The following is a 24,227-nucleotide window of genomic DNA, read 5'->3' on the forward strand; positions in this document are numbered from 1 at the left end:
CCCTTGCAAATTCATAGCATGCAAAAAACATTCCAAAACCGGCTCGCTTTCTCATCAAAGAATGCGATCAATTTCAAAGCGCACTTAAGCTTGAGCGATAAGATAATTCAGAGCCATTATAGTGTAAAATACCCCTAAAATACCTTAAGAGAACGCCTATTTAAAAAACCAAGATAAGGAAATCCTAATGACTACAGACAAAAGCCTGTTTTTTTGCGCTTCGCTATTGATTTTTTTGGGGGTATTGATGAGCTATTCGCTCTCAACTTACACCACAGTGGTGCTGTATCATTATGGGGAGTTCCATTTTTTCATACGACAGCTTGTGAGCGCGATCATGGGGATTGTTATCATGTGGGGGTTGTCTAGGGTTGATCCTAGCAAGTGGTTTGGCCGTTTGGGGTTTTTTCTTCTTTTTATCCCATTATTACTCATTATTGGCATGTTTTTTTTGCCAGAAAGCCTTTCTAGTAGCGCGGGAGGGGCGAAGCGATGGATTCGTTTGGGGTTTTTTTCTCTCGCACCCTTGGAGTTTTTAAAGATTGGCTTCACCTTTTTTCTTGCGTGGAGTTTGTCTCGCACCTTTGTGGCAAAAGAAAAGGCTAGTGTTAAAGAAGAACTGATCATTTTTGGGCCTTATTCAGTGGTGTTTGTGGTATTAGCGGTTGGGGTGGGGTTTTTGCAAAACGATTTGGGGCAGATCGTTCTTTTGGGGGCAGTTTTAATCATGTTGTTAGTCTTCTCTGGAGGGAGCGCGCATTTGTTTGGCTTGATTGTTTTAGGGGCGCTTGCGATCAGCGTTTTAGCGATTGTTACAAGCCCTCATAGGATCTTGCGCGTGAAATTGTGGTGGTCTAATTTGCAAAATTCGCTTTTCACGCTTTTGCCGGATAAATTAGCGAACGCTCTTAGAATAAGCGACTTGCCCGAATCCTATCAAGTCTTTCATGCAGGCAACGCCATGCATAATGGGGGGTTGTTTGGGCAAGGGCTTGGGCTAGGGCAAATCAAGCTTGGGTTTTTGAGCGAAGTGCATACAGATATGGTTCTAGCTGGGATCGCCGAAGAATGGGGTTTTTTGGGGCTATGCGTTTGTTTTATTTTGTTTTCTGTTTTGATTGTTTTGATTTTTAGGATCGCTAACCGCTTGAAAGAGCCAAAATATTCGCTATTTTGCGTGGGTGTGGCGCTGCTCATCAGTTTTTCTTTAGTGATCAACGCCTTTGGGGTGGGAGGGATTTTTCCGGTTAAAGGTCTAGCGGTGCCGTTTTTGAGCTATGGAGGGAGTTCGCTTTTGGCGAATTGTATCGCTATAGGGCTTGTTTTAAGCCTGGCGCGATACACGAAGGGCTAAAGAATACTAGCCCTTTTTTTAAAAATCAATGCCATAAAAAGGGCTCAATTTCTGTATCCTTCAAATCAAAAACCACTTTATAGTAGTCTTTAACAATCGCATTAATATCCACGTCTTTAAACGCTTCAGGGTGGGCTTTTAAAGCGATAAATAAGCTTATGAGCGGAGCTCTAGGCCCGCCAATATCCATTGTGGGGAGTTTATAAACTTGCTTGTTTTTAATGGCTTTGATAGTGGAAAACTTAGGGTTGTTTAACACATCTTCAGGCGTGAGTGGGCTTACCCACCAAATGAAAATGATTTCAGGGTTTTCTTTAACGATTTTTTCCACGCTAATATCAGCACGCCCAAATTTGACATATTTCAAGCCAAAATTGTCTATGCCTCCTTTTTCTAAAATGTCTGAGCTAATGGCTTGATGGCCGCTGATTTTATTGGCTTTGTGGAAAAGCTCCACCCCTTTTTTCTTTTTGACATCTTTCAAACGCTCTTTGATAAAATCCAAAGTTTCTTGCATTTTGGCGAATTTTTTAGAAGCGTCAATTTCTAAGACCGCAGCTTGAGCTTGCATAGCTTGCATGGCCTCTGCAATCGTTGTCTCTTGGAAAGAAAGGAATGAAATCCCAAATTTTTTCGCATGCTCTACCGCTTTAGGGTTGCCCACAAAGGTTACAACAAGATCAGGGCTGAGTTTTTTTAAAAGCTCTACATTCAGCGCGGCTGTATGATCAGTGCTCATGTGTTTGATGCGTTTAAGCTCTTCGCCTTTGAGAGTGGCTTTAACAATATCATCTTTAAAAGCGTAATCCGAAACGCCTACAACCCTATCCCAAACATTAAGCATGGCAGGCACTTCTACATAGCTCCCTATATAGGCTATTTTAGAAACAGGGAGCTTTATAGTTTGCTCCCCGAAATAATCCTTGACTTTGACTTCTTGCATTGAAGCGTTGCACACATTCAACAATAATGAAGCGACAAGCACGCCTAAAGAATAAGAAATAAAAGCTTTTTTAAAGCGAGTAACTAACATAACGATCCTTTTTGTATGATTTATAAAGCGATTATAACATCACTAAGAAAACAACAATAGTAAAAATGAAACTATTTTTCATAAAATCTTAAAAGATAAAGGCAAGATAAAAATTAGAGAAGAAAATTTTAGCTACAAGGCTTGTTTTAAGCCTGGCGCGATAGATACATGAAGGGCTAAAAAATACTAGCCTTTTTTTTAAAAATCAATGCCACAAGAATGGCTCAACTTCTGCATCCTTCAAATCAAAAACCACTTTATAATAGTCTTTAACAATCGCATTAATATCCACGCCCTTAAACGCTTCAGGGTGGGCTTTTAAAGCGATAAAAAGACTAATGAGTGGGGCTCTAGGCCCGCCAATATCCATTGTGGGGAGCTTATAAACTTGCTTGTTTTTAATGGCTTTGATAGTGGAAAACTTAGGGTTATTTAACACATCTTCAGGGCTAAGCGGGCTTATCCACCAAATAAAGATAATTTCAGGGTTTTCTTTAACGATTTTTTCCACGCTAACATCAGCGCGCCCAAATTTGACATATTTCAAGCCAAAATTGTCTATACCCCCTTTTTCTAAAATATCTGAATCAAGGGCTTGATGGCCACTGATTTTATTGGCTTTGTGGAAAAGCTCCACCCCTTTTTTCTTTTTGACATCTTTCAAACGCTCTTTGATAAAATCCAAAGTTTCTTGCATTTTAGCCAGCTTTTTAGAAGCGTCAATTTCTAAGGCTTTAGCTTGAGCGTCAATATCTTCCATGACTTCTGCAATGGTTTTTTCTTGGAAAGAAAGGAATGAAATCCCAAATTTTTTCGCATGCTCTACCGCTTTAGGGTTACCCACAAAGGTTACAACAAGATCAGGGCTAAGCTTTTTTAATAATTCCACATTCAAAGCCGCCACATGATCGCTACTCATGGATTTAATGCGTTTAGGATCTTTGAGAGTGGCTTTAACAATACCAGATTTAAAAGCGTAATCCGAAATGCCTACAACCCTATCCCAAGTATTGAACATAGCAGGCACTTCTGCAAAGCTACCCAAGTAGATTATTTTAGAAACAGGGAGCTTTATAGTTTGCTCCCCGAAATAATCCTTGACTTTGACTTCTTGCACTGAAGCGTTAGCCACGCCCAATAAAGATGAAACAATAAGCGCGCCTAAAGAATAAGAGATTAAAGCTTTTTTAAAGCGAGCGATCAGCATGACAATTCCTTTTGTATGATTTATGAAGCGATTATAACACCATTAAGGAAATACAAGCAGTAAAAATGAAACTATTTTTCACAAAATCTTAAAATTTAAAAGGAAATACCCTTTCATTAACTTTTTAAGAATATACTCCACCATGTTTCCACTGATTGAGTGGAAAGCATAATAAATTAAATCTATTTTAGGTTTAATTTTGATCCAACAAGATTTTAAAACACTTAAGGAGTTGTATATGTTAGTTACAAAACTTGCCCCCGATTTTAAAGCACCTGCCGTTTTAGGAAACAATGAGGTTGATGAACACTTTGAGCTTTCTAAAAATTTAGGCAAGAATGGTGTGATCCTTTTCTTTTGGCCAAAAGATTTTACTTTTGTATGCCCTACAGAAATCATTGCGTTTGACAAAAGAGTGAAAGACTTCCACGAAAAAGGCTTTAATGTGATTGGCGTGTCTATTGACAGCGAGCAAGTGCATTTCGCATGGAAAAACACCCCTGTGGAAAAAGGCGGTGTCGGTCAAGTGTCTTTCCCTATGGTGGCTGATATTACTAAGAGCATTTCTAGAGATTATGATGTGCTGTTTGAAGAAGCGATCGCTTTGAGAGGTGCTTTTTTGATTGACAAAAACATGAAAGTAAGACACGCAGTGATCAATGACTTGCCATTAGGTAGGAATGCAGACGAGATGCTTCGCATGGTAGACGCTCTCTTACACTTTGAAGAACATGGTGAAGTGTGCCCAGCAGGCTGGAGAAAAGGCGATAAAGGCATGAAAGCTACCCATAAAGGCGTTGCAGAATATCTTAAAGAAAATTCCATTAACCTTTAATGGTTTGATTCGCTGTTTAATCAAGAGAAACTTCGTTTTTCTTGGTTGAATCCTTTTCTTTTTATTCTTTGCCGATTCCTGAAATTTTCGTATCGTTTTATCTTTTTATCATTTTTGAATTAATTTTTTTTAATAAAGGGTTTTTATGAATATATTCAAGCGTATTATTAGTGTAGGGGTAATTGCTTTAGGTTTGTTTAATCTCTTAGACGCCAAACACCACAAAGAAAAAAAAGAAAAGCATGAAATCACTCGTGAGCTTAAAGTGGGCGCTAATCCTGTGCCGCATGCGCAAATCTTGCAATCAGTCGTGGATGATTTGAAGGAGAAAGGGATCAAATTAGTGATCGTGTCTTTTACGGATTATGTGTTGCCTAATTTAGCGCTCAATGACGGCTCTTTAGACGCGAATTACTTCCAGCACCGCCCTTATTTGGATCGGTTTAATTTGGACAGAAAAATGCATCTCATCGGTTTGGCCAATATCCATGTGGAGCCTTTGAGATTTTATTCTCAAAAAATCACGGACATTAAAAACCTTAAAAAAGGCTCAGTGATTGCCGTGCCAAACGATCCGAGCAATCAAGGCAGGGCGTTGATTTTACTGCATAAACAAGGGATTATCGCTCTCAAAGACCCAAGCAATCTATACGCTACGGAGTTTGATATTGTCAAAAATCCTTACAATATCAAAATCAAGCCTTTAGAAGCCGCATTGTTGCCTAAAGTTTTAGGGGATGTGGATGGGGCTATTGTAACAGGGAATTATGCCTTGCAAGCAAAACTCACCGGAGCCTTATTTTCAGAAGACAAGGACTCGCCTTATGCCAATCTAATAGCCGCTCGTGAGGATAACGCGCAAGATGAAGCCATAAAAGCGCTGATTGAAGCCTTACAAAGCGAAAAGACCAGGAAATTTATTTTGGATACCTATAAGGGAGCGATTATCCCGGCTTTTTAAACGCAAAAACGCCTCTTTATCTTAAGATAAAGGGCGTTCATTCTCATAAAAATCTTGTGTGAGCCAGTTACAATTGGTTAAGATAGCCAAGCTCATAGAGTTTGTTGCTCATTTCAACTAACAAGCCCCCTAGTTTTGAACCCCCTTCCCCATGTTCTACTAAAATGGTGATAGCGTATTTGGGTTTTTCATAGGGCAAAAAGGCGGTAATCCACGCATGGGATCGATGGAAATATTCCATATTCTTTTCTTTCATGCGATTGACGATGTTTTGAGCGATTTCCACGACTTGCGCGGTGCCGGTTTTGCATGCTAAAGTAACCTTAGAACCCCTCGTGGAATGATAAGCGGTGCCGTCTTTATGGTTGCACACTTCATACATGCCCACTCTCAAGGCTTGGAGCTTCTTTTTTTGAAAGCTGTTTAGGGGATCTTTGAGCGGTTGTTTGTTGTTGATAGCGAAATGAGGCGTTGCCAGTTTGCCCGTAGCAATGAGTCCCGTGTAGGCTAAAACCTGCAAGGGCGTGGCTAAAAAAGAGCCTTGCCCAATAGCGGTAATGAGCGTGTCCCCAACGCGCCAATCTTGATTGAAGCGTTTGAGTTTCCACAAATTATCCGGCACAATCCCCACAAATTCATTCGGCAAATCAACGCCCGTTTTTTCCCCAAAGCCCACTTCCCTTAAGGTTTTAGAGAGTTTTTCTATAGAAATTTCAAGCCCAAACTTATAAAAATACACATCCACGGACTCCCTAATGGCTTTATACAAATTAGAATTGCCATGCCCTGTTTTTTTCCAGTCTCTGAATTTGCGCTTGCCCACTTCAATAAAAGGTGGGGTGGGTATGGTGGTGTTTTCTGTGATATTAAGGTTTTCTAAAAAGCTCAAGCCCACGCCCATTTTAACCACAGATCCCGGCGGGTACAAGGCGTTAGCGAAGCGGTTTAGTAGGGGGTTATAAATATCATCTTGAAGTTTTTGCCATTTGTCTTGACTGATCCCGCCTACAAAATCGTTCAAATTGTATTCAGGGTAACTTCCTGCAACGAGCAATTCCCCATTTTCTGCATCCATCACTAAAATAGCCCCCCTTTTATTTTCAAAGAGCTTGTCCGCTTCTTTTTGCAAGCGTTTGTCTAAACTCAATTGCAAGTGGTTGTTGGTGCTTGGTGGCACTACTTCTAAGGTGGCTAATTCTTGATTGAGCGCATTGACGCGCATGATTTTATAGCCCACCTTGCCTTGTAAGAGCTTGTTGTATTCTTTTTCAACGCCGGTTTTGCCCACAATCTGGCTGTATTGATTCTCTTCATCGTCTTTCAAATCTTGCAAGCTTGCCACCCCCACATAGCCTAAAACATGCGAAGCTAAAGCGTTATTAGGGTAGTAGCGCTTGTCTAAGGGAAGCGCAAAAATGCCTTGAGTTTGGATGAGCTTGGTATAAAGAGGTTGCATGGCGGTATAAGGGATGAAGCCAACCACTTTAATGAGGTTATGGTTATAAAGCGAATTTTCTTTTTGGTAATTGTTTAAAAGCGTTTCTTTGGAAAAGTTAGGGAAAAACTTTTGGATGATTTCAATTTTTTCTAAAAGTTCTTTTTGTTTCAATCCGCTAGGCAAAAACACGCCAAACACCAATTCATTAGTGGCTAAAAACTCATGGTTTCTGTCTGTAATATTACCCCTTGTAGGGACTAGAAATTCCTTTTTAGTCATGTTTCGTTCAGCCAGTTTTTCATAGTATTCTTGATTTTTAACGCTTAAAATAAATAAATTTAAAACCAATAACCCCCAAAACCCTATAAAAACAAAGAGCAAAAGCTTATAGCGAAGATTTTTCATACAAACCCCACAAAGCGCTCTCTATTAAAGCAAAAAGAGCGAGAAAGCCGAGTATTTTCAAACTCAAAGGCACAGAAAAAAAGCGCGATAAATAAAGGTAATAAACCAAAAAAACATGCAAAGTTTTGAATAAAAAGCTATCATTAAAAAGCTTTAAAGAGTTTTTATAGGCGATTTGATGGTAGATTAAAAACAGCAAAGCTAAAACGCCTAAAGTCTTTAAATGCATGCTTTCAAACCAAAACAAACAACCAAACACGCTCAAACTGGGTAAAAAATGATCGTATTTTTTCGCATAAAACAAGAATAAAAACCCAATCATAGGGGGTAAAAAAGGCATTAAATCCCTCAAAAGGCTATAAAAATAAAAACCAAGGATCCCTAAGCATAAGAAAAAAAAGGAATCTTGTTTTAAAGAGAGCATGGTTTTTGCGGCTTATAAAGGGTTAGTGAGCAAGTATTTCAAAAGGGTTTGGCGCACTATTTCAAGGGTTGGGTATTTTGAAGAGAGAGCGTTAAAATGGGCGCTATTGATTAAAAAAGGTTTAGGAGCGTTTAAAAAAAGGCGGTGTTGCTCGTTTTTATTCAACTTGTCAAATTTCGTAAAAAGAGAAAGGTAGGCTTGATCGGGCCTTAAAAGGGCTTGAATGTTTTCTTTAGCGTTTTTGTCAATTTCTAAATTCAAATGGCGCGCATCCACTAAATGGATAAAAAGTTTGATAGAAACCCTAACGCTCAACAATTCCCATAAAAACCCCTCCCATTCTTTTTTCAAGCTTTTAGAAACTTTAGCGTAGCCAAACCCGGGCAAATCAATCACATTAAAGGTGGCCTTTAAGGCGTTTTCTTTATCTTCCCAAGTGGTGGAAAAAAAATTCGCTAAACGGGTTTTTCCAGGCGTTGCTGAACTTTTAGCGAGATTTTTTCCTAACAAGGTATTAATAAACGAGCTTTTACCGACATTGCTGCGCCCTAAAATGACCATTTCAGAAGTCAAGCTCGCAGGGCATTGCGAAAGTTGGCTAGAAGAAGTGAGGAAATGAGCGTCTTTAATGGCGATCATGGCTTTTCCTTAGCGCCTTTCTTCTTCAATTTAGCCTTACGATTTTCTTCATTAATATCTTCCATATCAAACACAAATTTAGCGGGCCGTTTCGCGCTCCCCAACACATCAGCATAACCCTTAGCTTTGTTTAAAATGATTTCATCACCGGTAATAACATTAGATTTCCCCACTTCTCTAACCACCGCATTTTGCAATAATTTGTATTCCCCATTCAGCGCGTTATAAATGAGCTTGTCAGCGCTCCCGCTGATTTCACGATTATCCTCTGTAAAGATGTTAAAATGCGTGTTCCCTGTGGCTTCATAGCGCTCTGGCTTTCGTTTATCGTTTAAAAACACGCTCACCTTATCCGCAAACAACCGGTCTTTACCTTTTTTGATCTGCACATTACCTTGAATAACGGCGGTTTTGGTTTTGTCGTTCGCTACAAATTGGTTGCCAGTAATTTCTAAAAGTTCTCTTTCTTTTTTCAAACCTTTGCCATCTGTTTTTTGAGCGTCCATCACGCTTAAAATACCAAAACAACACACAAGGACACACCACCAACGCATTAAAACCCTCCTTTGAAAGTGGGGAGTTTTTTCTTTTCTTTCTGGCTTTGTCTGATTTCATCTAAAAATAAATGCGCTTGAATGCTTTGAGCTTCAACCACTTCTAAAACATGCGAATAAGAAATGTCAAGCCCTTCAACCTTGCTGTCCTTTGAAGTGAGGATGAAACGGCCCTTACCTTTAAAATTTTGCTCTTTGTGGTTGTAAATCCCTGTTTCACTCCAAAAACTAGAATCATCGCTTCTTTTATAAGTTACCCCATTAGGGAAGAAATACAAATCCTGTTGCCGTTTGGCTTTAGGGGATTCAACGCTTTCTATCGTGTCTTCATCATAACGCTTGATCTTAGAATCAAAAAAGATCTCATGATCATCGTATTGCAGAGCTTTTTTGCCCTCTATGGACAGATCAAGGATTTTATCGTTGATTTGAAACGCTTTAAAATTTTCTAACTCAATTTTAGGGATATTTTCTTTAGAGATCACGCTAGTGGGTTGGGAGCGCAAAAAGAAAAAAACTAACCCTATCGTGATGAAAGACAAAACCACAAAAAAGTTTAAAACGCTATTAGAGGTAAAGTTTGAGCGCTTCATCTTGCAAGCCTTCTAATGTTAAAAGATAATCAATCGCTTCCCTAACAGCCCCCTTACCCCCTGAATTTTGCAACACTTTATAGGCCTTGCTTTTAAGTAAGGGGTGCGCATCAAAAGGAGCGAAACTCAAAGCGCATGCCTTAAACATGCCTAAATCGTTATAATCATCGCCTACGCATGCGATTTCTTGCACGCTTAATTGCAAGTCTTTTTTGAGCCGCTCCACAACCACGCCTTTATTTTCAACGCCCATAAAAACAAACTGAACGCCCAAACTCTCCATGCGTTTTTTGACCATTATTGAAGTTCTTCCTGTAATGATAGCGATTTTTTTGCCTAATTTTTGCCATAGCGTCATGCCAAGCCCGTCTTTGACATTAAAAGCCTTCATCTCGTGAAAATTTTCATCAAAATACAACGACCCGTCTGTGAGCGTGCCATCCACATCTAAAAGCAATAACTTAATCATTCTCTGGTTAAAACCGCATTCTGGTTATATTTTTTCATAAAATCCCTAGCCTCTTCTTCGCTTTGAAACCCTTGAACTAAAACTTTATACAAATCGTCTTTAAAAGCGACCTTAACGCTGTAATTTGGATTTTCTGCTTGCAATTTATCCGCTAAAGTTTGAGCGCCTATTTGGTTTCTAAAAGCCCCCATTTGCAAAGAAAATTTCCCTCCGCTCACGCTTTTTTCGCTCTCGCCGACTTTAAATTCCTTGTGTAAGATCTTTGAATAGTTAGCGTTAAAGGATTGTTCGTATTGCTTAGAGATAACCCCACCAAAACCCAAAACAATAAGACGCACGCTAGCTGTGCCTTTTCTAACCATATCAATATCCCTAGCGGCCGCATTAGACAAATCAATGATGCGATCGCTCACAAAAGGCCCTCTATCGTTGATGCGCACAATGGTGCTTAAATGGTTTTCAACATTGATGACTTTCACCACGGTGTTCATGGGTAAAGTCTTGTGCGCGGCGGTGTGGGCATACATGTTATAAATTTCCCCATTACTGGTTTTTTTGGCATGGAAATTGGGGCCATACCAGCTCGCAATGCCATCAAATTTTTCGCCCAAATCCACTTTAGTGGGGTAATACCACTTGTTCCCCACTTGATAAGGGCGCATGGTGGCTCTTTGGATCGCGCTAGAATCGCGCATGCCGTTATCTAGCGGCTGATCTTTTGTGTTGTTATCTTGCGAATTGGAGTGGTGTTTGAAATGGCGTTCAAAAAAGTTGCGTTTATAGGTGGCTTTTTTGGTTGTCGGATCGTAGTCTTTAGCGTTTTCATAAGCGCGCAAGCTTTCATGCTTGTAAGACAAATTCTTTACCCCCTCTCTTTTAACCGCACAAGCGCTAATCAAAAAAATAACGCCTAAAAAATAAACTCTTTCCAACGCCAAACCCATTAAAATTCCCTTGTAGCGAGTAATTTCTTATTGGTAGGGATGATCAAGCGCTGGTGGATAAAAATATTAGAATCTTTGAGGTTATTGGCTAATTGGATACTAGAAATGCTGACTTGATAGCGTTTAGCGATAGAAGATAAGGTTTCTTTAGGCAAGACCACATGGGTGATAAAAGGGCTTTTTGGACTGGCTTGAATGTTTTTATTTTGTTTGAGTTGGCGTTGTTTGAAAAGGGCGAGTTTTTCATAAGGGATATAAATGGTGTAGGTGGGGTCTTTAGAAGGCAGAATGTTATAACGGAATTGGTGGTTGTAGGATTTTAAGGTTTCTAAACTCAAGTTTAAATTTTTGGCCACTTGGACTAAAGAAGTGTGCCTTTTAAACGGAACGCCCACTAAACTCACCCTCGCCCCACGATTGAGCAGATATTCTTTATCTTTGAGGTTGTCTAGGCTGTTGAATTTTAACGCTAGGCTTAGAATGGAGCGGATATACTCTCGTGTCTCTTTAGGGAGATACTTTTTATCTTCATCTAACAAAATCTTAATGTCCGAAGTGCCGGCGACTTTAATAGCGTTTTGAACCTTGCGTAAGCCGTAATTATACGCCATAGCGACCAAATACCACTCCCCGGTTTGCTTGTAGAGCCGTTTCAAATAAGTGATCGCCGCTTTAGTGCTTTTAATGGGATCTCTTCTTTCATCAATGTAATGATTGACTTTAAGCCCTAATTCTTTAGCCGTGCTTGGCATGAATTGCCAAATCCCTACCGCTTTTTTCCTGCTATAAGCCCTTGATGAAAATTTAGACTCTGCCATGGCTAAAAATAAAAATTCTTGTGGCACGCTCGCTTCTATTAGCATGTTTTTAATGATGGGGATGAACTGGTAATTCACATCAAATCTTTTGACTAACTTTTTCCATTCTTCTTCTTTGTTCATTTTTTTTAAAGCGTTTGGCATTTGGGATAAAAAGCCCGCATTAACCCCAAAAGCCTCTAACGCTTTGGTGTCAATATTGGATTCAAAAGCCATTTTCGCATGGCCTAAAGAAGCCAATAAAAGCCAATGGGTAACAAAAAAAACCAACCATTTTTGACTAAAACACTTCATTCTTTTTGGCATCACATCCTAATAACTACAGCTATTGAGCTTTTAAAATAGCCTTGATTATAGCTAAACTTGAATAACGCTTTCTAACACACAGCCCCATTTTTAGGGGAAATTAAAGAGCGTTTGGGCGTTATGCGTGCTTAAAGAAGCGAGCTCTGCAATCTCTATGTTGATGATTTCGGCAATTTTTTGAGCGATTAAAGGGATATATATAGGGCTATTTCTGGTGCCTCTAAAAGGGTGTGGGGTCAAATAGGGCGAATCCGTTTCTAAAAGAAGCCTGTTTTTAGGGATTTTAGGGAGGATCTCTACCAGTCTTTTAGCGTTTTTAAAAGTGCTAACCCCTCCTATCCCATAGTAAAAACGATCGCTTAATTCTAAAAGCATGTTATCAGCACTAAAGCAATGCAACACCCCAAAAGCCTTAGGATAGCTTTTTAAAATATTCAAACTATCAAAACTCGCCTCTCTGATGTGGATAATCAAGGGCTTGTTGTGTTGGATGGAAAATTCAATCTGTTTGGTAAAAATTTCTTTTTGTTTGTTTTTATAATTTTCTCTTTCATTCAATGCAGGCAAGCGGTAGTAATCCAGTCCGCATTCGCCTATCGCTACGCACTTTTGATGCCCAACAAACTTTTCAAACAAGCGTTCATCAAAGCTTTCCACATCATAAGGGTGAGCGCCTATGGCAAAAAACACGCCTTCAAATTTTTCGCTAATTTCTATCGCTCTCTTCAAATCCTTCATGTCTGCACCCGGAATCACGCATTGAGTCACGCCTTTTTCTAGGCTTTCTTTTAACACTTCTTCTAAATCGTTTTCATAGTCCTTGTGATCCAAATGGCAATGCGTATCAATAAACATGCTTTTATCCTATGGTTTTATTTAATATGTTACAATACTTAAGCATTTTAACATAAGGAAAATAATCATTAACGATGTTCAGCGGCCTAATCCATCAAATAGCTAAAGTAAAAAGTTTCCAAAACAATATTTTAAGCATAGAGAGCGATCTCAATCCCAAGCTTGGCGATAGCATTGCGATCAATGGGGCGTGTTTGACCGCCATAGAAAGTTCAAAAACGCATTTTAGCGTGGAATTGAGCCAAAAAACCCAAAACAGCGTAGCGTTAGAAAACTACAAGGATTTAGTCCATATTGAGCCAGCCCTAAAAGCCGATGCGAGTTTGGACGGGCATTTTGTGCAAGGGCATATTGACGCTATCGGGGTAATTGAAACAATCATTCATCATTCTAATCAAGTGGATTTTTTCATCAGCGCTTCTAAAGAAACGCTTTTATTGTGCGTTGAACAAGGCTCTATCGCCATTGATGGGGTGAGTTTGACTTTAAGCAAGGTGGAAGAAAAGGGGTTTTGGCTAACGATTATCCCTTACACTTTAGAAAACACCCTTTTTAAGACTTATAAACTCAAACGGCGCGTGAATATTGAAACGGACATGCTGGTTCGTAGCGTTGCGTCTATTTTGAAAAAAACAAAAGGGTTTGAAAAAAATTTCTCTTGGAATGACGCTGACGCTTTGACTTTAGGGTATTAGATGAATAAAACCATAAAAGCCGCCGCTCTAGCCTATAACATGGGGCAAGATCATGCCCCAAAAGTGATCGCAAGCGGGGTGGGTGAAGTGGCTAAAAGGATCATTCAAAAAGCTAAAGAATACGATATAGCGCTCTTTTCTAACCCCATGCTGGTGGATTCGCTTTTAAAGGTGGAATTAGACTGCACGATACCTGAAGAATTGTATGAAAGCGTGGTGCAAGTGTTTTTGTGGCTCAATAGCGTGGAAAATAACGCGCAAATGTCTGGGTGAGCAAGAGATAAAGTTAAAACGATGGTAGTAGAATTAAAAAACATTGAAAAGATTTATGAAAACGGGTTTCATGCTCTAAAAGGCGTGAATTTGGAATTAAAAAAAGGCGATATTTTAGGCGTGATAGGCTATTCAGGGGCGGGGAAATCCACGCTCATTCGCCTAATCAATTGCTTGGAGCGCCCCAGTTCTGGCGAGGTTTTAGTCAATGGGGTCAATCTGTTAAAATTAAAGCCTAAAGAATTGCAAAAAGCGCGCCAAAAAATAGGCATGATTTTCCAGCATTTCAATTTATTGAGCGCTAAAAATGTGTTTGAAAATGTCGCTTTCGCTCTAGAAATCGCGCGATGGGAAAAAACCAAGATCCAATCAAGGGTGCATGAATTATTGGAATTGGTGGGGCTAGAAGATAAAATGCATTTTTATCCTAAACAGCTCAGCGGTGGGCAAAAACAACGAGTAGCGATCGCTAGGAGTTTGGCGAATTGCCCTGATTTGTTGCTTTGCGATGAAGCCACATCCGCTTTGGATTCTAAAACCACGCATTCTATTTTAACGCTTTTAAACGGCATTCAAAAAAAGCTTAATTTGAGCGTCGTTTTCATCACGCACCAGATTGAAGTGGTTAAAGAATTGTGCAATCAAATGTGCGTGATCAGCAACGGCGAAATTGTAGAAAGTGGCTCGGTAGAAGAAATTTTTGCTAACCCTAAACATGCCGTTACTAAAGAATTGCTTGGCATCAAAAACGAGCATGGGGATCAAAGATCGCAAGACATTTATCGCATCGTGTTTTTAGGGGAGCATTTAGACGAGCCGATCATTTCTAATTTGATCAAGCGTTTTAAAATAGATGTGAGTATCATTTCAGGCAATATTGAAGAGCTTACGACTAAAGATATAGGGTATTTAGTGGTGCGGTTTTTAGGCAGCACTACAGAGACTCAAAGGGCTTTAGAGTATTTGAACGCTTTAGGCTTACAAGTGGAAAAATTAAAGGATTAAAATGATTTCTCAAATGCTCATTCAAGCCACGCTAGAAACGCTTTATATGGTGTTTGTGGCGAGCTTTTTGGCGGTTGTTTTTGGCTTACCTTTGGGGGTTTTATTGTTAGTGAGTAAAAAAGGGCATTTGTTAAACAAACCCCTTTTGCATAAAATTTTAGACACTTCTATCAACATGACTCGCTCTTTCCCTTTTATCATCCTCATTATTTTGCTCCTGCCTTTATCGCGCTTTTTGATTGGCACAAGCATTGGCTCTAGCGCAAGCATTATCCCGCTAGCCATTTCAGCCATTCCTTTTGTTGCAAAGCTTTTTGAAAATTCTTTAATGGAAGTAGAGCATGGCAAGATTGAAACCACTTTAAGTTTGGGAGCGTCTAATTTGGAAGTCGTTAAAATGATGCTTTTAGAGAGCCTGCCCTCTTTAGCGAATAATATCACCATCACCTTAATTTCTTTAATAGGCTATTCGGCTATGGCAGGAGCGTTAGGGGCTGGGGGCTTGGGGGATTTAGCCATTAGGATTGGCTATCAAAGTTATAGGGGCGATGTGCTTTTTTATGCGGTGGTTGTGATTATTGTTTTAGTGCAAATCATTCAAAGCGTGGGGGATTATGTGGTGAAACGCCTAAGAAAGCATAAGTATTAGGGATTTGGTTCTCATCAAATACAAATATTCAAAGCCAACTTTAATACGCTTTGGTTGATGGGGTTTTTTTAAGCTTTGTTTATGGCGAAACTCAATCCTCTAAGAACGCTTTTAAAAGGTTATCGCTCAAACTGAATTGGAGCTTTTTACGATGAATATTCAATTAAATCCTCATGCAAAAATTGGCTTTATTTTGCGCCGTTGATAAATTTATCCATCTGTTTTTCTAAGTCTATGATTTGCGTTATCGCTCCTTCTAAAATTTCAAAATTTTTAGCGTTTTTTGGGGTAATGCATGCAAGCTTGTTGGAAGTTTTTTCTAACGATTGGATGTTTTTAAGCAAGGTTTTTAAAACTTCTACGCTTTTAAAATCCTTCTCAAAATAATCATCAAATTGCTGTTCTGTTTGAGACAAATTCTCTAAAAAAGCGCTTTGAAGGCGTATTTGGGTGCGATCATGCCCGGTTTTAACACATGTTTTATAGGTTTCATCGATCATAATAAAAGCGTCTTTGGCTTTCAAAAAAGCCTTTGAAAGTTCAGCGATGATTTCATAATGTTCGCCTTGCGCTCTTAAAAACCCTAAAAAAAGCAAAATGAGTAATAACTTTTTTAGCACTTTATCCCTTTACCATTGATAAGAAAAGCTCACCCCATAGCGGCTACTGCCCTTAAAATCGCTAGAGATTTCAGGATAGAGCATCCATTGTTTGGGTTTGTAGCGTGAAGTGAATAAATAAGCAAACCCCCATGCGATAAGGCTGCCGATCGTAACTTGCAAGATCGTGTGTTTTCCTGCCACCACTCTGCTGGCATCAGTGAGGATTGCAAGAGCGATCACAGGAAGAGCCGGTTTCCACCCATAGCGGTAATACACAAACCCAGCCGCGCTAAACACCCCCCCAGCATGCCCGCTTGGCATGCCTCTCCAAGAATTGCAGCATGGGCGTTTAGCAAATTCCACTCTAGCCCCATCTTTATGGGCGGTGCTAAAAGCTCCTTTAAGGCCATAAATCACTCCTTGAGTAACCAATGTGCCGACCGCTAATTCCCCTAAACCTCTATAATCGCGCATCGCCAAACTGACCGTGCCTACAAAAATAGGCAAAAACCTAAGCACATCGCCGATCTCTTCTAAAATGTATGCCCCCTCATTGATCGGCTCACTCCTTAAAGGATAGACCCATAAAAGTAGGCTCAAAAAAAGACCTTTGAGTTTTTTCATTAAAACGCTCGCTTTTCTAAAGCATAAACCCGCCTGTTCAAATAAGCATAGCCTATTAAATAGCATGCGATAAAGACTAAGCTAATAACCATGAGCGCGTAAGCATCCAAGCGAAAAAAGACGCTTAAAAAAATAAAAGGCAGGTTGCACAGAATAAGGATAAACGCGCATAGAGAATTGGGGTAACCCAAAGAGCGCCGTTGCAAGAATTGGAATAAAAGGGTGTGCAAATGCAAATTATCCGGCATGGTGGCTTTTTGGCGTTTTATTTTGCGCCTAAGGATACTAAAAAGCACCTCTATAACCGGATAAAGCATTAAATTGAGCCCAAAAAACACGCTGATTTTTTGCTCTAAACTCAAATTCAAAAGGGAAATCCCGCACACCAAACCCAAAAAATACGCCCCCCCATCGCCTAAAAAAATCTTTCCTAAAGGGAAATTTAACACCATAAACCCAAGCACCATGTAAGCCAGCAAACAAGACAAATTGCTAGGGTCTATATAATGAATGACTAAAAGCGCAATCGCGCAAATCCCTGACGCAAGCCCGTTAAACCCATCAATAATATTAATAGCGTTGCTGATGCCCACTAGCATAAAAATTGCGAATAAAAAAGCGATAAAATAAGGCAAGCTAAAGAGGGGCGAAAAATCGCTCACCACTAAAGGCGTTGATGAGATGATGCAAACAACCCCTACAGCTTGCAAAATAAGGCGTATTTTGGGGCTGAGTGAAAGGTTAATATCTTCTAAAAAACCGCTTAAAAAAACTAACAACAGCCCCAAAAAAACAAAAAACCCCTTAAAAGGCGTCTCAAAAGACTCAAAAAGATAAGCTAACACAAAAGAAAGAAAGATCCCAAGCCCCCCGGCTCGTGGGGTTCTTGCATGATGAAAGCCTTGTATTTTATTAGCGTTATCCACAAAGAGCGTGGATTTTTTAGACCACAAAACAATCAAAGAGCAAATGAAGAGACTGGTTAGAAAATATAGCACCCACAACACTTTTTATTGGATTTAATTGGCATTTTGTTTTGGGTATTATAGCAAAAGATAGCTTGATGATAAAATCTTATAGGTATAAGAGGTGGGTTTTATGTTACAATTTCAAAAATCATTATTATAAAATAAAGGATAGTCATGCGTTTTGGATTGAATATTGATCACATTGTTACTTTAAGAGAGATAAGAAAAACTTATGAGCCTGAGATTTTAGAAGCCCTATTCATCGCTAAAAACACCCATAAAGTGGATTTAATCACCATCCATTTGAGAGAAGACAAACGGCACATTCAAAATGAAGATGTTTTGAGGCTGCTTGAAATAAGCCCTTTGCCTATCAATATTGAATGCTCTATTAATGCTGGAATCACTGATTTTTTATGCTCTTTGAAAAATAAGCCGAGTAAGGTTACAATCGTGCCTGAAAACAGAAATGAGGTTACGACAGAGGGGGGGTTGGATTGCTCATTAAAGGGTTTAGGAGAGGTTATTAGAGCGTATCACAATAAAGGCGTTGAAGTGTCTTTGTTTATTGATCCTTTAAAAGACTCTCTGCATTTTGCAAGGGAGCATCAAGTCAAACAAGTGGAGTTCCACACTGGGGTGTATGCGAATTTGCACAACGCTCTATATTCTAACGCTAACAACCAAATCCATGCCATTAGCGCGCTCAAAGACAAAAGCCCTAAAGAATTGAAAGAAGAATTGCACAACGCCTTTTTGCAATTAAGAAGAATGAGTAAAGAAGCGTTTTTTATGGGTATCACGGCGTGCGCGGGGCATGGGTTGAATTATTCTAATGTGAAAGAATTGTTAAAAATCCCCTCTTTAAGAGAGCTTAATATCGGTCATAGCGTGATTTCAAAAGCGGTTTTAGTGGGATTAGAAAAAGCGATTTTAGAAATGGCGCAACTCATCAAGCGATAAAATGGTTAAAAAGAAAATTGCGATCAGTTGTGGGGATATTCAAGGCGTAGGCTTAGAATTGATTTTAAAAAGCCATAAGGAAGTGAGCACGCTGTGTGAGCCGTTGTATCTCATTGATAGCGAACTTTTAGAGCGGGCCAATCAATTGCTTAATAACGCTTATGAAACTAAAACGCTTAACACGCTCGCTATTGATGCCCCCTTACCCTTATTAAACTCTAGCACGATAGGCAAAGTCAGCGCTCAAAGCGGGGCGTATAGTTTTGAGAGTTTTAAAAAGGCTTGCGAGTTAGCGGATGATAAAGAAGTGGATGGCATTTGCACTTTGCCTATCAACAAACTCGCATGGCAACAAGCTCAAATCCCTTTTGTGGGGCATACCGATTTTTTAAAGCAACGCTATAAAGATCATCAAATCATCATGATGCTTGGGTGTTTTAAGCTCTTTGTGGGGCTATTTAGCGACCATGTGCCTTTAGGGGCGGTTTCTCAACTCATTCAAGTGGGAGCGTTAGTTCGGTTTTTGTTAGCGTTTCAAAAAAGCACTCAAGCTAAAATTATTCAAGTGTGTGGTTTTAACCCCCATGCGGGCGAAGAGGGTTTGTTCGGGAAAGAAGATGAAAAGATTTTAAAAGCCATTCAAAAGAGCAACCAAACGCTGGGCTTTGAATGCTTTTTAGGGCCTTTGCCCGCTGATAGCGCTTTTGCCCCCAATAAGCGCAAAATAACCCCTTTTTATGTGAGCATGAGCCATGATGTGGGGTTAGCCCCTTTAAAAGCGCTCTATTTTGATGAAAGCATTAATGTGAGTTTGAACGCCCCCATTTTACGCGTTTCCACTGACCACGGCACAGCGTTTGATATCGCTTATCAAAACAAAGCGAACAACAAAAGCTATGTGAATGCGATCAAATATTTGGCTTAAAGATTTTAAAATCCAAGCCAACAAAGTATAATTCAAGCAAAAACACCACCCAAAGATAAAGACATGATTTTAAGCATTGAAAGTTCTTGCGATGACAGCTCTTTAGCCCTTACAAGAATAAAGGACGCCAAGCTCATCGCTCATTTTAAAATCTCTCAAGAAAAGCACCACAGCTCTTATGGGGGCGTTGTGCCTGAGCTTGCATCGCGCTTGCATGCTGAGAATTTGCCGCTCTTATTAGAACGCATCAAAATCAGCTTGAATAAGGATTTTTCTAAAATTAAAGCCATCGCTATCACTAATCAGCCAGGTTTGAGCGTTACCTTAATAGAAGGTTTGATGATGGCAAAAGCCTTGAGCTTGTCTTTGAATTTACCCTTAATTTTAGAAGACCATTTGAGAGGGCATGTGTATTCGCTTTTTATCAATGAAAAACAAACCTGCATGCCTTTAAGCGCACTCTTAGTTTCTGGGGGGCATTCTTTGATTTTAGAGGCTAGAGATTATGAAGACATTAAAATCGTTGCCACGAGTTTAGACGATAGCTTTGGAGAGAGTTTTGACAAGGTTTCCAAAATGCTTGATTTAGGCTATCCAGGAGGCCCCATAGTGGAAAAATTAGCCCTTGATTATGTGCATCAAAACGAGCCTTTAATGTTTCCTATCCCTTTAAAAAACAGCCCGAATCTGGCTTTTAGTTTTTCAGGTTTAAAAAATGCGGTGCGTTTGGAGGTTGAAAAAAACGCCTCCAACTTGAATGAAGCGATCAAACAAAAGATTAGCTATCATTTTCAAAGTGCAGCCATTGAGCATCTAATCCAACAGACTAAACGCTATTTTAAAATCAAACGCCCTAAAATTTTTGGCATTGTGGGGGGAGCGAGCCAGAATCTGGCTTTAAGGAAGGCGTTTGAAAATTTGTGCGATGAGTTTGATTGCAAGCTTGTTTTAGCCCCTTTAGAATTTTGCAGCGATAATGCCGCCATGATAGGGCGATCCAGCCTAGAAGCTTATCAAAAAAAACGCTTTGTCCCTTTAGAAAAGGCCAACATTTCGCCAAGAACGCTCTTAAAAAGTTTTGAGTGAATGGGTGTGAAAAGAAAGCGCATAATAAAACGCCCTAAAATTTAAGCGTCAAATATCGGTTATTTTGAGGTAAGAGCTTAAAAAATAAGGCATTAAAACAACGCTTCAATTTTAGTCAAATTTAATCTTATTTTTGTTAGAATCTCGGGTGATTAAGTTTTAGTTTAAAGGGAAAATCATGCTCCGCTCTCTCTATAGCGCCACTTCAGGGATGCTCGCCCAACAAACGCACATTGACACCACTTCAAACAACATCGCCAATGTCAATACCACCGGGTTTAAAAAATCTCGCGCGGATTTTAACGATTTGTTTTACCAAGCGATGCAATACGCTGGCACCAACACAAGCAACACGACTCTATCGCCTGATGGCATGGAAGTGGGCTTGGGCGTGCGCCCTAGCGCGATCACTAAAATGTTTTCGCAAGGCAGCCCTAAAGAAACGGAAAATAATTTAGATGTCGCCATTACGGGTAAAGGCTTTTTTCAAGTCCAGTTGCCTGATGGCACCACCGCTTATACAAGAAGCGGGAATTTTAAGCTAGACGAACAGGGCAATCTTGTAACGAGCGAGGGCTATCTTTTGATCCCTCAAATCACTTTACCTGAAGACACCACGCAAGTGAATATCGGTGTGGATGGCACGGTGAGCGTGACTCAAGGCTTGCAAACGACTTCTAATGTGATCGGGCAAATCACGCTGGCTAATTTTGTCAATCCGGCGGGGCTTCACTCTATGGGGGATAATTTGTTTTCAATCACCAACGCTAGCGGCGAGGCGATTGTGGGCAACCCAGATTCTCAAGGATTGGGCAAGTTAAGGCAAGGCTTTTTGGAATTGAGCAATGTGAGATTGGTAGAAGAAATGACGGATCTAATCACCGCTCAAAGGGCTTATGAAGCCAATTCTAAAAGCATTCAAACCGCTGATGCCATGCTCCAGACGGTCAATTCCCTCAAACGATAAAGGGGATTTCACTCTCCTTAACACTCTTTGGCTTTTCGCTTCTTTATTGTTTTTCTTTATTATTTTTGTGTTTGGGGTGGTTTTGCACTTTAGAGTGGCTGTTACTCTTTTTGTGGTTCTTGGAGTTGGGATTTTTGGCGTCAATTTTTTGGATAGTGCTTGGCTGGTTGTTGCTTGCGTTGTTGCTTGGTTGGTGTTCTCTTTTGATGAAGAAAACAGCTAAAATAGCTAGACTAATAAGAAAAATGATAGTTAGATACCACATTTTCTTAGTTTTATTTGCTTTCTGTTTTGCTTCTTGTTCTGCTTTTAATTTTGCTTCTTGTTCTGCTTTCAGTTTTTTCCGTAAGGCGGCAATCACAAAGCATGCCGGCACGGTTACCCTATAAGCCGGTCCTGCAAGACTAACGCTCACTAACGCGCCTGTAATGGCCCAACCAATAGGGCCAGCTAAAATGCCCAGAGTTTTTGTGAGCACCATCTTACCTGCTACAGCCTTTAAACCACCCCCCTAAAGTTTTGCCTGCCACTGCGTTTGCGATGCTCGTGGTCAATTGATAGGCGTGAAAATCATCTGTTTTGAGCAAACCCAGAAAGGCTGTGCTCAAGGCTTGTTTGCTTAAACTATCTATGTTTTTTATATCTAACTCACGGCCAACTTCCCTCTTTTCTTCATCGCTCATTTCTTCTAAGCTTTTCTCCAAGATCTTAGCAAGCATGTTTTGCTCAATCAAAGAGGTTTCAGATTTTTCATTATAATTAACTTTTAAATGATCGCACACATCGCACAAAATTTTTTTGTATAAAACCCCTTCGCCTCTAAACAAATTCGCAAAACTATTGCTCCCATAGTATTGCAACTCTTCAGCGATCCTTTCTGTGTATTGAGCATAATTGTCGCCATGTTTTTTGTATTCTTCTGAATATGTTAAGTATTCATTAACTCTTTTTTGACCATCTTCGGCATAAACAAGCACATCAAACAAATCTTTCAAATCGCTAGAGCTTAATCGCTTTAAAAATTCCAAATCGCTATCGTATTTGTATGCCATGCAATTCCTTTAATTTTACTTCTACCGCTCGCTCAAATCCCACCAACCCCCTTTTTAGTGAAGTGATTAGTGATTATAGCATCATTTTTTAAAACCATTTTAACGCCCTAAAAGGCTTAAACACACCCGCTAACTGCGCATAAAGATAGCGCTACAGATGCTAATGAGCTCTATTTAGTTTTACAACCAAAGAACGATGGTAATGATTAAAATATTTTGACACGCTTATCATTTTAAGATAGGATAAATCTGATTTGAAAGTAGGAAACTATTGATTTCTTCTTTAGGTATAACTTAATGAAACGCTACTTTGATTTTTGGCACAAAAACCCCCTCCTTTAACCCTCTAACCCTTACTTTTTGTCGTTTTTATGCTCGTGGTTAGCGTTGCATTGATTAGCTTGGTTTTGGCTATTTTTTTGACAACTTTCGTTGTTTTGATTTTTAGCATCACCTTTTTGATTGTGGTGTTGATTGCTGCAACTGTTACTCATTTTGTCTCCCTTAAATTAAAATAAAAACTAGATGCATTTTCGCATCTAGGTCTCCATTCTATACCTTTTTCCCTAAAAAAAAGCTTAAATGGATTCTATTTGCAACGACTTCTTATCTTCACTGGCTTGCTGTGTTTTTAAGCGTAAAGTGGCAACCACAATGCATGCCGGTATGGTTACCCTATAAGCCGGCCCTGCAATATCAATCGCTGTCCATACGCCTGTAATGATCCAGCCAACAGGGCCTGTTAAAAAGCTCAGAGTTCTTGTAAGCACCTGATTGCCCGCAAGCGATAAACCACGCCCTAGAATGGTTTTTGCGACCGCATTCGCAACAATGACGGCTAATTGATAAGATTTAAAGCCTCCCATTTTAAACAGCGTTAAAGTCGCTGCGCTTAAGGCTTGTCTGTTTAAATTGTCCGTGTTTTTTATGGACAATTCATCGCACATTTCTTTCACTTCTTCATCGTCCATTTCTTCCAAACTTCTTTCTAAGATTTTAGAAAGCATGTTTTGTTCAATTAAAGTCGTTTCGGTTTTCTTGTTGTAATTGACCTTTAACTTATCGCACACATCGCATAGGATCTCTTTATATAAGACTCCTTCGCCTTTAATGAAGCTCGCAAAACTATTGCTCCCATAGTATTGCAACTCTTCAGCGATTCTTTCTGCGTATTTAGCGTAATCGTCGCCATGCCTTTTGTATTCTATTGAGCTTGTCAGTTTTTCATTGTGCCTTTTTTCGCCGTCTTTACCAAAAACAAGCACCTCAAACAAATCCAACAAATCGCTAGATTCCAATTGCTTTAAAAATTCCAAATCTCTATCATATTTGTATGCCATATTATTCCTTTATATTGTTTTATCACTTATTAAAAGCAAACGACTTTTCGCGCTTCATCGCTGTTTTTCTAAAGTGATTACTGATTTTAATATCATTTGTCTAAAACTATACTTAATATTCTAAAAAGGCTTAAACTCAAAAGCCCAACGCTTTTAAGCCCTATAGATTCCATGCTTTAAAGCATCAATCCTTTGGTTAGCTTGAATCATGTTCTCTTTTTAATTTTTTAAAATCATTAAATT

27 protein-coding genes and 1 pseudogene are annotated in these 24,227 nt (G+C 39.5%); 11 read left to right on the forward strand and 17 right to left on the reverse strand.

From position 1 onward, the window contains the following. Positions 1 to 187: 187 nt before the first annotated feature. The gene (locus HPSH112_RS07910) at positions 188 to 1,354 is read left to right on the forward strand and encodes an FtsW/RodA/SpoVE family cell cycle protein (RefSeq protein ID WP_000205624.1); all 1,167 of its coding nucleotides are present in this window, start codon (positions 188 to 190) and stop codon (positions 1,352 to 1,354) included. 25 nt (positions 1,355 to 1,379) lie between these two features. On the opposite strand, the gene HPSH112_RS07915 is transcribed toward HPSH112_RS07910, so the two are convergent. Continuing rightward, positions 1,380 to 2,387, reverse strand: coding sequence for an ABC transporter substrate-binding protein (locus HPSH112_RS07915; protein WP_000961722.1), 1,008 nt, complete (start codon positions 2,385 to 2,387; stop codon positions 1,380 to 1,382). Between the two features lie 205 nt (positions 2,388 to 2,592). Beyond that, the gene (locus HPSH112_RS07920) at positions 2,593 to 3,594 is read right to left on the reverse strand and encodes an ABC transporter substrate-binding protein (RefSeq protein ID WP_000903749.1); all 1,002 of its coding nucleotides are present in this window, start codon (positions 3,592 to 3,594) and stop codon (positions 2,593 to 2,595) included. 238 nt (positions 3,595 to 3,832) lie between these two features. Between HPSH112_RS07920 and HPSH112_RS07925 the strand changes: the two genes are divergently transcribed. Further along, positions 3,833 to 4,429 (forward strand): peroxiredoxin, encoded by a 597-nt coding sequence (locus tag HPSH112_RS07925; RefSeq protein ID WP_000961651.1) that lies wholly within the window; start codon positions 3,833 to 3,835, stop codon positions 4,427 to 4,429. A 145-nt stretch (positions 4,430 to 4,574) separates the two neighbouring features. Beyond that, the gene (locus HPSH112_RS07930; RefSeq protein ID WP_001020056.1) at positions 4,575 to 5,390 is read left to right on the forward strand and encodes a MetQ/NlpA family ABC transporter substrate-binding protein; all 816 of its coding nucleotides are present in this window, start codon (positions 4,575 to 4,577) and stop codon (positions 5,388 to 5,390) included. Positions 5,391 to 5,457: 67 nt separating this feature from the next. On the opposite strand, the gene mrdA is transcribed toward HPSH112_RS07930, so the two are convergent. The 9 genes from mrdA to HPSH112_RS07975 form a co-directional block, all read right to left on the reverse strand. Further along, positions 5,458 to 7,233, reverse strand: a complete 1,776-nt coding sequence (mrdA, locus tag HPSH112_RS07935) for a penicillin-binding protein 2 (RefSeq protein WP_000793700.1) — start codon at positions 7,231 to 7,233, stop codon at positions 5,458 to 5,460. Beyond that, the gene (locus tag HPSH112_RS07940) at positions 7,214 to 7,657 is read right to left on the reverse strand and encodes a hypothetical protein (protein ID WP_000949885.1); all 444 of its coding nucleotides are present in this window, start codon (positions 7,655 to 7,657) and stop codon (positions 7,214 to 7,216) included. Before HPSH112_RS07940 ends, mrdA begins: the two co-directional genes overlap by 20 nt. 12 nt (positions 7,658 to 7,669) lie before the next feature. Beyond that, positions 7,670 to 8,296 carry a ribosome biogenesis GTP-binding protein YihA/YsxC gene (gene yihA, locus HPSH112_RS07945; protein ID WP_000560436.1) on the reverse strand — a complete coding sequence of 209 codons (627 nt, stop codon included), beginning with the start codon at positions 8,294 to 8,296 and terminating at the stop codon, positions 7,670 to 7,672. Further along, on the reverse strand, positions 8,293 to 8,850 hold the full coding sequence (lptA, locus tag HPSH112_RS07950; RefSeq protein ID WP_001267824.1) for a lipopolysaccharide transport periplasmic protein LptA: 558 nt from the start codon (positions 8,848 to 8,850) through the stop codon (positions 8,293 to 8,295). The genes yihA and lptA overlap by 4 nt, the downstream gene beginning before the upstream one ends. Continuing rightward, positions 8,850 to 9,443: a hypothetical protein gene (locus tag HPSH112_RS07955; protein WP_000830944.1), complete on the reverse strand. Its 594-nt coding sequence runs from the start codon at positions 9,441 to 9,443 to the stop codon at positions 8,850 to 8,852. Before HPSH112_RS07955 ends, lptA begins: the two co-directional genes overlap by 1 nt. Further along, a complete protein-coding gene (locus HPSH112_RS07960) occupies positions 9,418 to 9,912 on the reverse strand; it encodes a KdsC family phosphatase (RefSeq protein WP_000593764.1) in 495 nt (164 codons plus the stop codon). The genes HPSH112_RS07955 and HPSH112_RS07960 overlap by 26 nt, the downstream gene beginning before the upstream one ends. After that, positions 9,909 to 10,856, reverse strand: coding sequence for a septal ring lytic transglycosylase RlpA family protein (locus HPSH112_RS07965; RefSeq protein WP_000521839.1), 948 nt, complete (start codon positions 10,854 to 10,856; stop codon positions 9,909 to 9,911). The genes HPSH112_RS07960 and HPSH112_RS07965 overlap by 4 nt, the downstream gene beginning before the upstream one ends. Continuing rightward, entirely contained in the window at positions 10,856 to 11,980 is a 1,125-nt protein-coding gene (locus HPSH112_RS07970) for a lytic transglycosylase domain-containing protein (RefSeq protein WP_001126211.1), read from the reverse strand. The genes HPSH112_RS07965 and HPSH112_RS07970 overlap by 1 nt, the downstream gene beginning before the upstream one ends. Positions 11,981 to 12,070: 90 nt before the next feature. Further along, positions 12,071 to 12,835, reverse strand: coding sequence for a TatD family hydrolase (locus tag HPSH112_RS07975; protein WP_000469323.1), 765 nt, complete (start codon positions 12,833 to 12,835; stop codon positions 12,071 to 12,073). Positions 12,836 to 12,909: 74 nt separating this feature from the next. On the opposite strand from HPSH112_RS07975, the gene ribE reads away from it, so the two are divergent. The 4 genes from ribE to HPSH112_RS07995 are packed head-to-tail and all read left to right on the forward strand — an operon-like array spanning position 12,910 to position 15,457. After that, positions 12,910 to 13,530, forward strand: a complete 621-nt coding sequence (gene ribE, locus HPSH112_RS07980; protein ID WP_000491059.1) for a riboflavin synthase — start codon at positions 12,910 to 12,912, stop codon at positions 13,528 to 13,530. After that, positions 13,531 to 13,803, forward strand: a complete 273-nt coding sequence (locus tag HPSH112_RS07985) for a FlhB-like flagellar biosynthesis protein (RefSeq protein WP_001044053.1) — start codon at positions 13,531 to 13,533, stop codon at positions 13,801 to 13,803. Positions 13,804 to 13,824: 21 nt separating this feature from the next. Next, positions 13,825 to 14,808 (forward strand): methionine ABC transporter ATP-binding protein, encoded by a 984-nt coding sequence (locus tag HPSH112_RS07990; RefSeq protein ID WP_000259772.1) that lies wholly within the window; start codon positions 13,825 to 13,827, stop codon positions 14,806 to 14,808. A 1-nt stretch (position 14,809) separates the two neighbouring features. Beyond that, complete coding sequence (locus HPSH112_RS07995) at positions 14,810 to 15,457, forward strand: methionine ABC transporter permease (protein ID WP_000625477.1); 648 nt, start codon at positions 14,810 to 14,812, stop codon at positions 15,455 to 15,457. Between the two features lie 188 nt (positions 15,458 to 15,645). Here HPSH112_RS07995 and HPSH112_RS08000 read toward each other — a convergent pair whose 3' ends face one another. The 3 genes from HPSH112_RS08000 to wecA are packed head-to-tail and all read right to left on the reverse strand — an operon-like array spanning position 15,646 to position 17,690. Beyond that, entirely contained in the window at positions 15,646 to 16,077 is a 432-nt protein-coding gene (locus tag HPSH112_RS08000; RefSeq protein ID WP_000914317.1) for a hypothetical protein, read from the reverse strand. Between the two features lie 9 nt (positions 16,078 to 16,086). Further along, positions 16,087 to 16,683: a lipid A 4'-phosphatase gene (gene lpxF, locus HPSH112_RS08005; protein WP_012443461.1), complete on the reverse strand. Its 597-nt coding sequence runs from the start codon at positions 16,681 to 16,683 to the stop codon at positions 16,087 to 16,089. Next, positions 16,683 to 17,690, reverse strand: a complete 1,008-nt coding sequence (wecA, locus tag HPSH112_RS08010; protein WP_014662305.1) for an undecaprenylphosphate N-acetylglucosaminyl transferase WecA — start codon at positions 17,688 to 17,690, stop codon at positions 16,683 to 16,685. Before wecA ends, lpxF begins: the two co-directional genes overlap by 1 nt. Before the next feature lie 135 nt (positions 17,691 to 17,825). Here wecA and pdxJ point away from each other — a divergent pair, with 135 nt between their 5' ends. The 4 genes from pdxJ to flgG all read left to right on the forward strand — a co-directional run bounded on the left by pdxJ (position 17,826) and on the right by flgG (position 21,592). Continuing rightward, positions 17,826 to 18,614: a pyridoxine 5'-phosphate synthase gene (gene pdxJ, locus HPSH112_RS08015; protein ID WP_001210835.1), complete on the forward strand. Its 789-nt coding sequence runs from the start codon at positions 17,826 to 17,828 to the stop codon at positions 18,612 to 18,614. A gap of 1 nt (position 18,615) precedes the next feature. Continuing rightward, on the forward strand, positions 18,616 to 19,539 hold the full coding sequence (gene pdxA, locus HPSH112_RS08020) for a 4-hydroxythreonine-4-phosphate dehydrogenase (protein WP_000239369.1): 924 nt from the start codon (positions 18,616 to 18,618) through the stop codon (positions 19,537 to 19,539). Positions 19,540 to 19,602: 63 nt separating this feature from the next. After that, the gene (gene tsaD, locus HPSH112_RS08025) at positions 19,603 to 20,625 is read left to right on the forward strand and encodes a tRNA (adenosine(37)-N6)-threonylcarbamoyltransferase complex transferase subunit TsaD (RefSeq protein ID WP_000603702.1); all 1,023 of its coding nucleotides are present in this window, start codon (positions 19,603 to 19,605) and stop codon (positions 20,623 to 20,625) included. 178 nt (positions 20,626 to 20,803) lie between these two features. Continuing rightward, a complete protein-coding gene (flgG, locus tag HPSH112_RS08030; RefSeq protein WP_000946438.1) occupies positions 20,804 to 21,592 on the forward strand; it encodes a flagellar basal-body rod protein FlgG in 789 nt (262 codons plus the stop codon). Between the two features lie 292 nt (positions 21,593 to 21,884). Here flgG and HPSH112_RS08545 read toward each other — a convergent pair. The 3 genes and pseudogenes from HPSH112_RS08545 to HPSH112_RS08050 all read right to left on the reverse strand — a co-directional run. Beyond that, positions 21,885 to 22,644: pseudogene (locus HPSH112_RS08545) on the reverse strand (DUF3944 domain-containing protein); the annotation flags it as partial. Positions 22,645 to 22,997: 353 nt separating this feature from the next. Then, positions 22,998 to 23,138, reverse strand: a complete 141-nt coding sequence (locus tag HPSH112_RS08675) for a hypothetical protein (RefSeq protein ID WP_000071314.1) — start codon at positions 23,136 to 23,138, stop codon at positions 22,998 to 23,000. Positions 23,139 to 23,222: 84 nt separating this feature from the next. Next, positions 23,223 to 23,984 (reverse strand): DUF3944 domain-containing protein, encoded by a 762-nt coding sequence (locus HPSH112_RS08050; protein WP_000323696.1) that lies wholly within the window; start codon positions 23,982 to 23,984, stop codon positions 23,223 to 23,225. Positions 23,985 to 24,227: the final 243 nt, after the last annotated feature.

The organism is Helicobacter pylori Shi112 (assembly GCF_000277405.1).
Classification (GTDB): domain Bacteria; phylum Campylobacterota; class Campylobacteria; order Campylobacterales; family Helicobacteraceae; genus Helicobacter; species Helicobacter pylori_C.

Coding starts and splice junctions, on each gene's coding strand:
- yihA (WP_000560436.1), bottom strand. CDS start 8,296: ATGATCGCCATTAAAGACGCTCATTTCCTCACTTCTTCTAGCCAACTT.
- HPSH112_RS07910 (WP_000205624.1), top strand. CDS start 188: ATGACTACAGACAAAAGCCTGTTTTTTTGCGCTTCGCTATTGATTTTT.
- mrdA (WP_000793700.1), bottom strand. CDS start 7,233: ATGAAAAATCTTCGCTATAAGCTTTTGCTCTTTGTTTTTATAGGGTTT.
- HPSH112_RS07915 (WP_000961722.1), bottom strand. CDS start 2,387: ATGTTAGTTACTCGCTTTAAAAAAGCTTTTATTTCTTATTCTTTAGGC.
- HPSH112_RS07975 (WP_000469323.1), bottom strand. CDS start 12,835: ATGTTTATTGATACGCATTGCCATTTGGATCACAAGGACTATGAAAAC.
- lptA (WP_001267824.1), bottom strand. CDS start 8,850: ATGCGTTGGTGGTGTGTCCTTGTGTGTTGTTTTGGTATTTTAAGCGTG.
- HPSH112_RS07940 (WP_000949885.1), bottom strand. CDS start 7,657: ATGCTCTCTTTAAAACAAGATTCCTTTTTTTTCTTATGCTTAGGGATC.
- HPSH112_RS07990 (WP_000259772.1), top strand. CDS start 13,825: ATGGTAGTAGAATTAAAAAACATTGAAAAGATTTATGAAAACGGGTTT.
- HPSH112_RS07930 (WP_001020056.1), top strand. CDS start 4,575: ATGAATATATTCAAGCGTATTATTAGTGTAGGGGTAATTGCTTTAGGT.
- flgG (WP_000946438.1), top strand. CDS start 20,804: ATGCTCCGCTCTCTCTATAGCGCCACTTCAGGGATGCTCGCCCAACAA.
- HPSH112_RS07970 (WP_001126211.1), bottom strand. CDS start 11,980: ATGCCAAAAAGAATGAAGTGTTTTAGTCAAAAATGGTTGGTTTTTTTT.
- pdxA (WP_000239369.1), top strand. CDS start 18,616: ATGGTTAAAAAGAAAATTGCGATCAGTTGTGGGGATATTCAAGGCGTA.
- HPSH112_RS07955 (WP_000830944.1), bottom strand. CDS start 9,443: ATGAAGCGCTCAAACTTTACCTCTAATAGCGTTTTAAACTTTTTTGTG.
- pdxJ (WP_001210835.1), top strand. CDS start 17,826: ATGCGTTTTGGATTGAATATTGATCACATTGTTACTTTAAGAGAGATA.
- lpxF (WP_012443461.1), bottom strand. CDS start 16,683: ATGAAAAAACTCAAAGGTCTTTTTTTGAGCCTACTTTTATGGGTCTAT.
- HPSH112_RS07925 (WP_000961651.1), top strand. CDS start 3,833: ATGTTAGTTACAAAACTTGCCCCCGATTTTAAAGCACCTGCCGTTTTA.
- tsaD (WP_000603702.1), top strand. CDS start 19,603: ATGATTTTAAGCATTGAAAGTTCTTGCGATGACAGCTCTTTAGCCCTT.
- HPSH112_RS08675 (WP_000071314.1), bottom strand. CDS start 23,138: ATGAGTAACAGTTGCAGCAATCAACACCACAATCAAAAAGGTGATGCT.
- HPSH112_RS07920 (WP_000903749.1), bottom strand. CDS start 3,594: ATGCTGATCGCTCGCTTTAAAAAAGCTTTAATCTCTTATTCTTTAGGC.
- HPSH112_RS07960 (WP_000593764.1), bottom strand. CDS start 9,912: ATGATTAAGTTATTGCTTTTAGATGTGGATGGCACGCTCACAGACGGG.
- HPSH112_RS07985 (WP_001044053.1), top strand. CDS start 13,531: ATGAATAAAACCATAAAAGCCGCCGCTCTAGCCTATAACATGGGGCAA.
- HPSH112_RS07995 (WP_000625477.1), top strand. CDS start 14,810: ATGATTTCTCAAATGCTCATTCAAGCCACGCTAGAAACGCTTTATATG.
- ribE (WP_000491059.1), top strand. CDS start 12,910: ATGTTCAGCGGCCTAATCCATCAAATAGCTAAAGTAAAAAGTTTCCAA.
- HPSH112_RS07965 (WP_000521839.1), bottom strand. CDS start 10,856: ATGGGTTTGGCGTTGGAAAGAGTTTATTTTTTAGGCGTTATTTTTTTG.
- HPSH112_RS08050 (WP_000323696.1), bottom strand. CDS start 23,984: ATGGCATACAAATATGATAGAGATTTGGAATTTTTAAAGCAATTGGAA.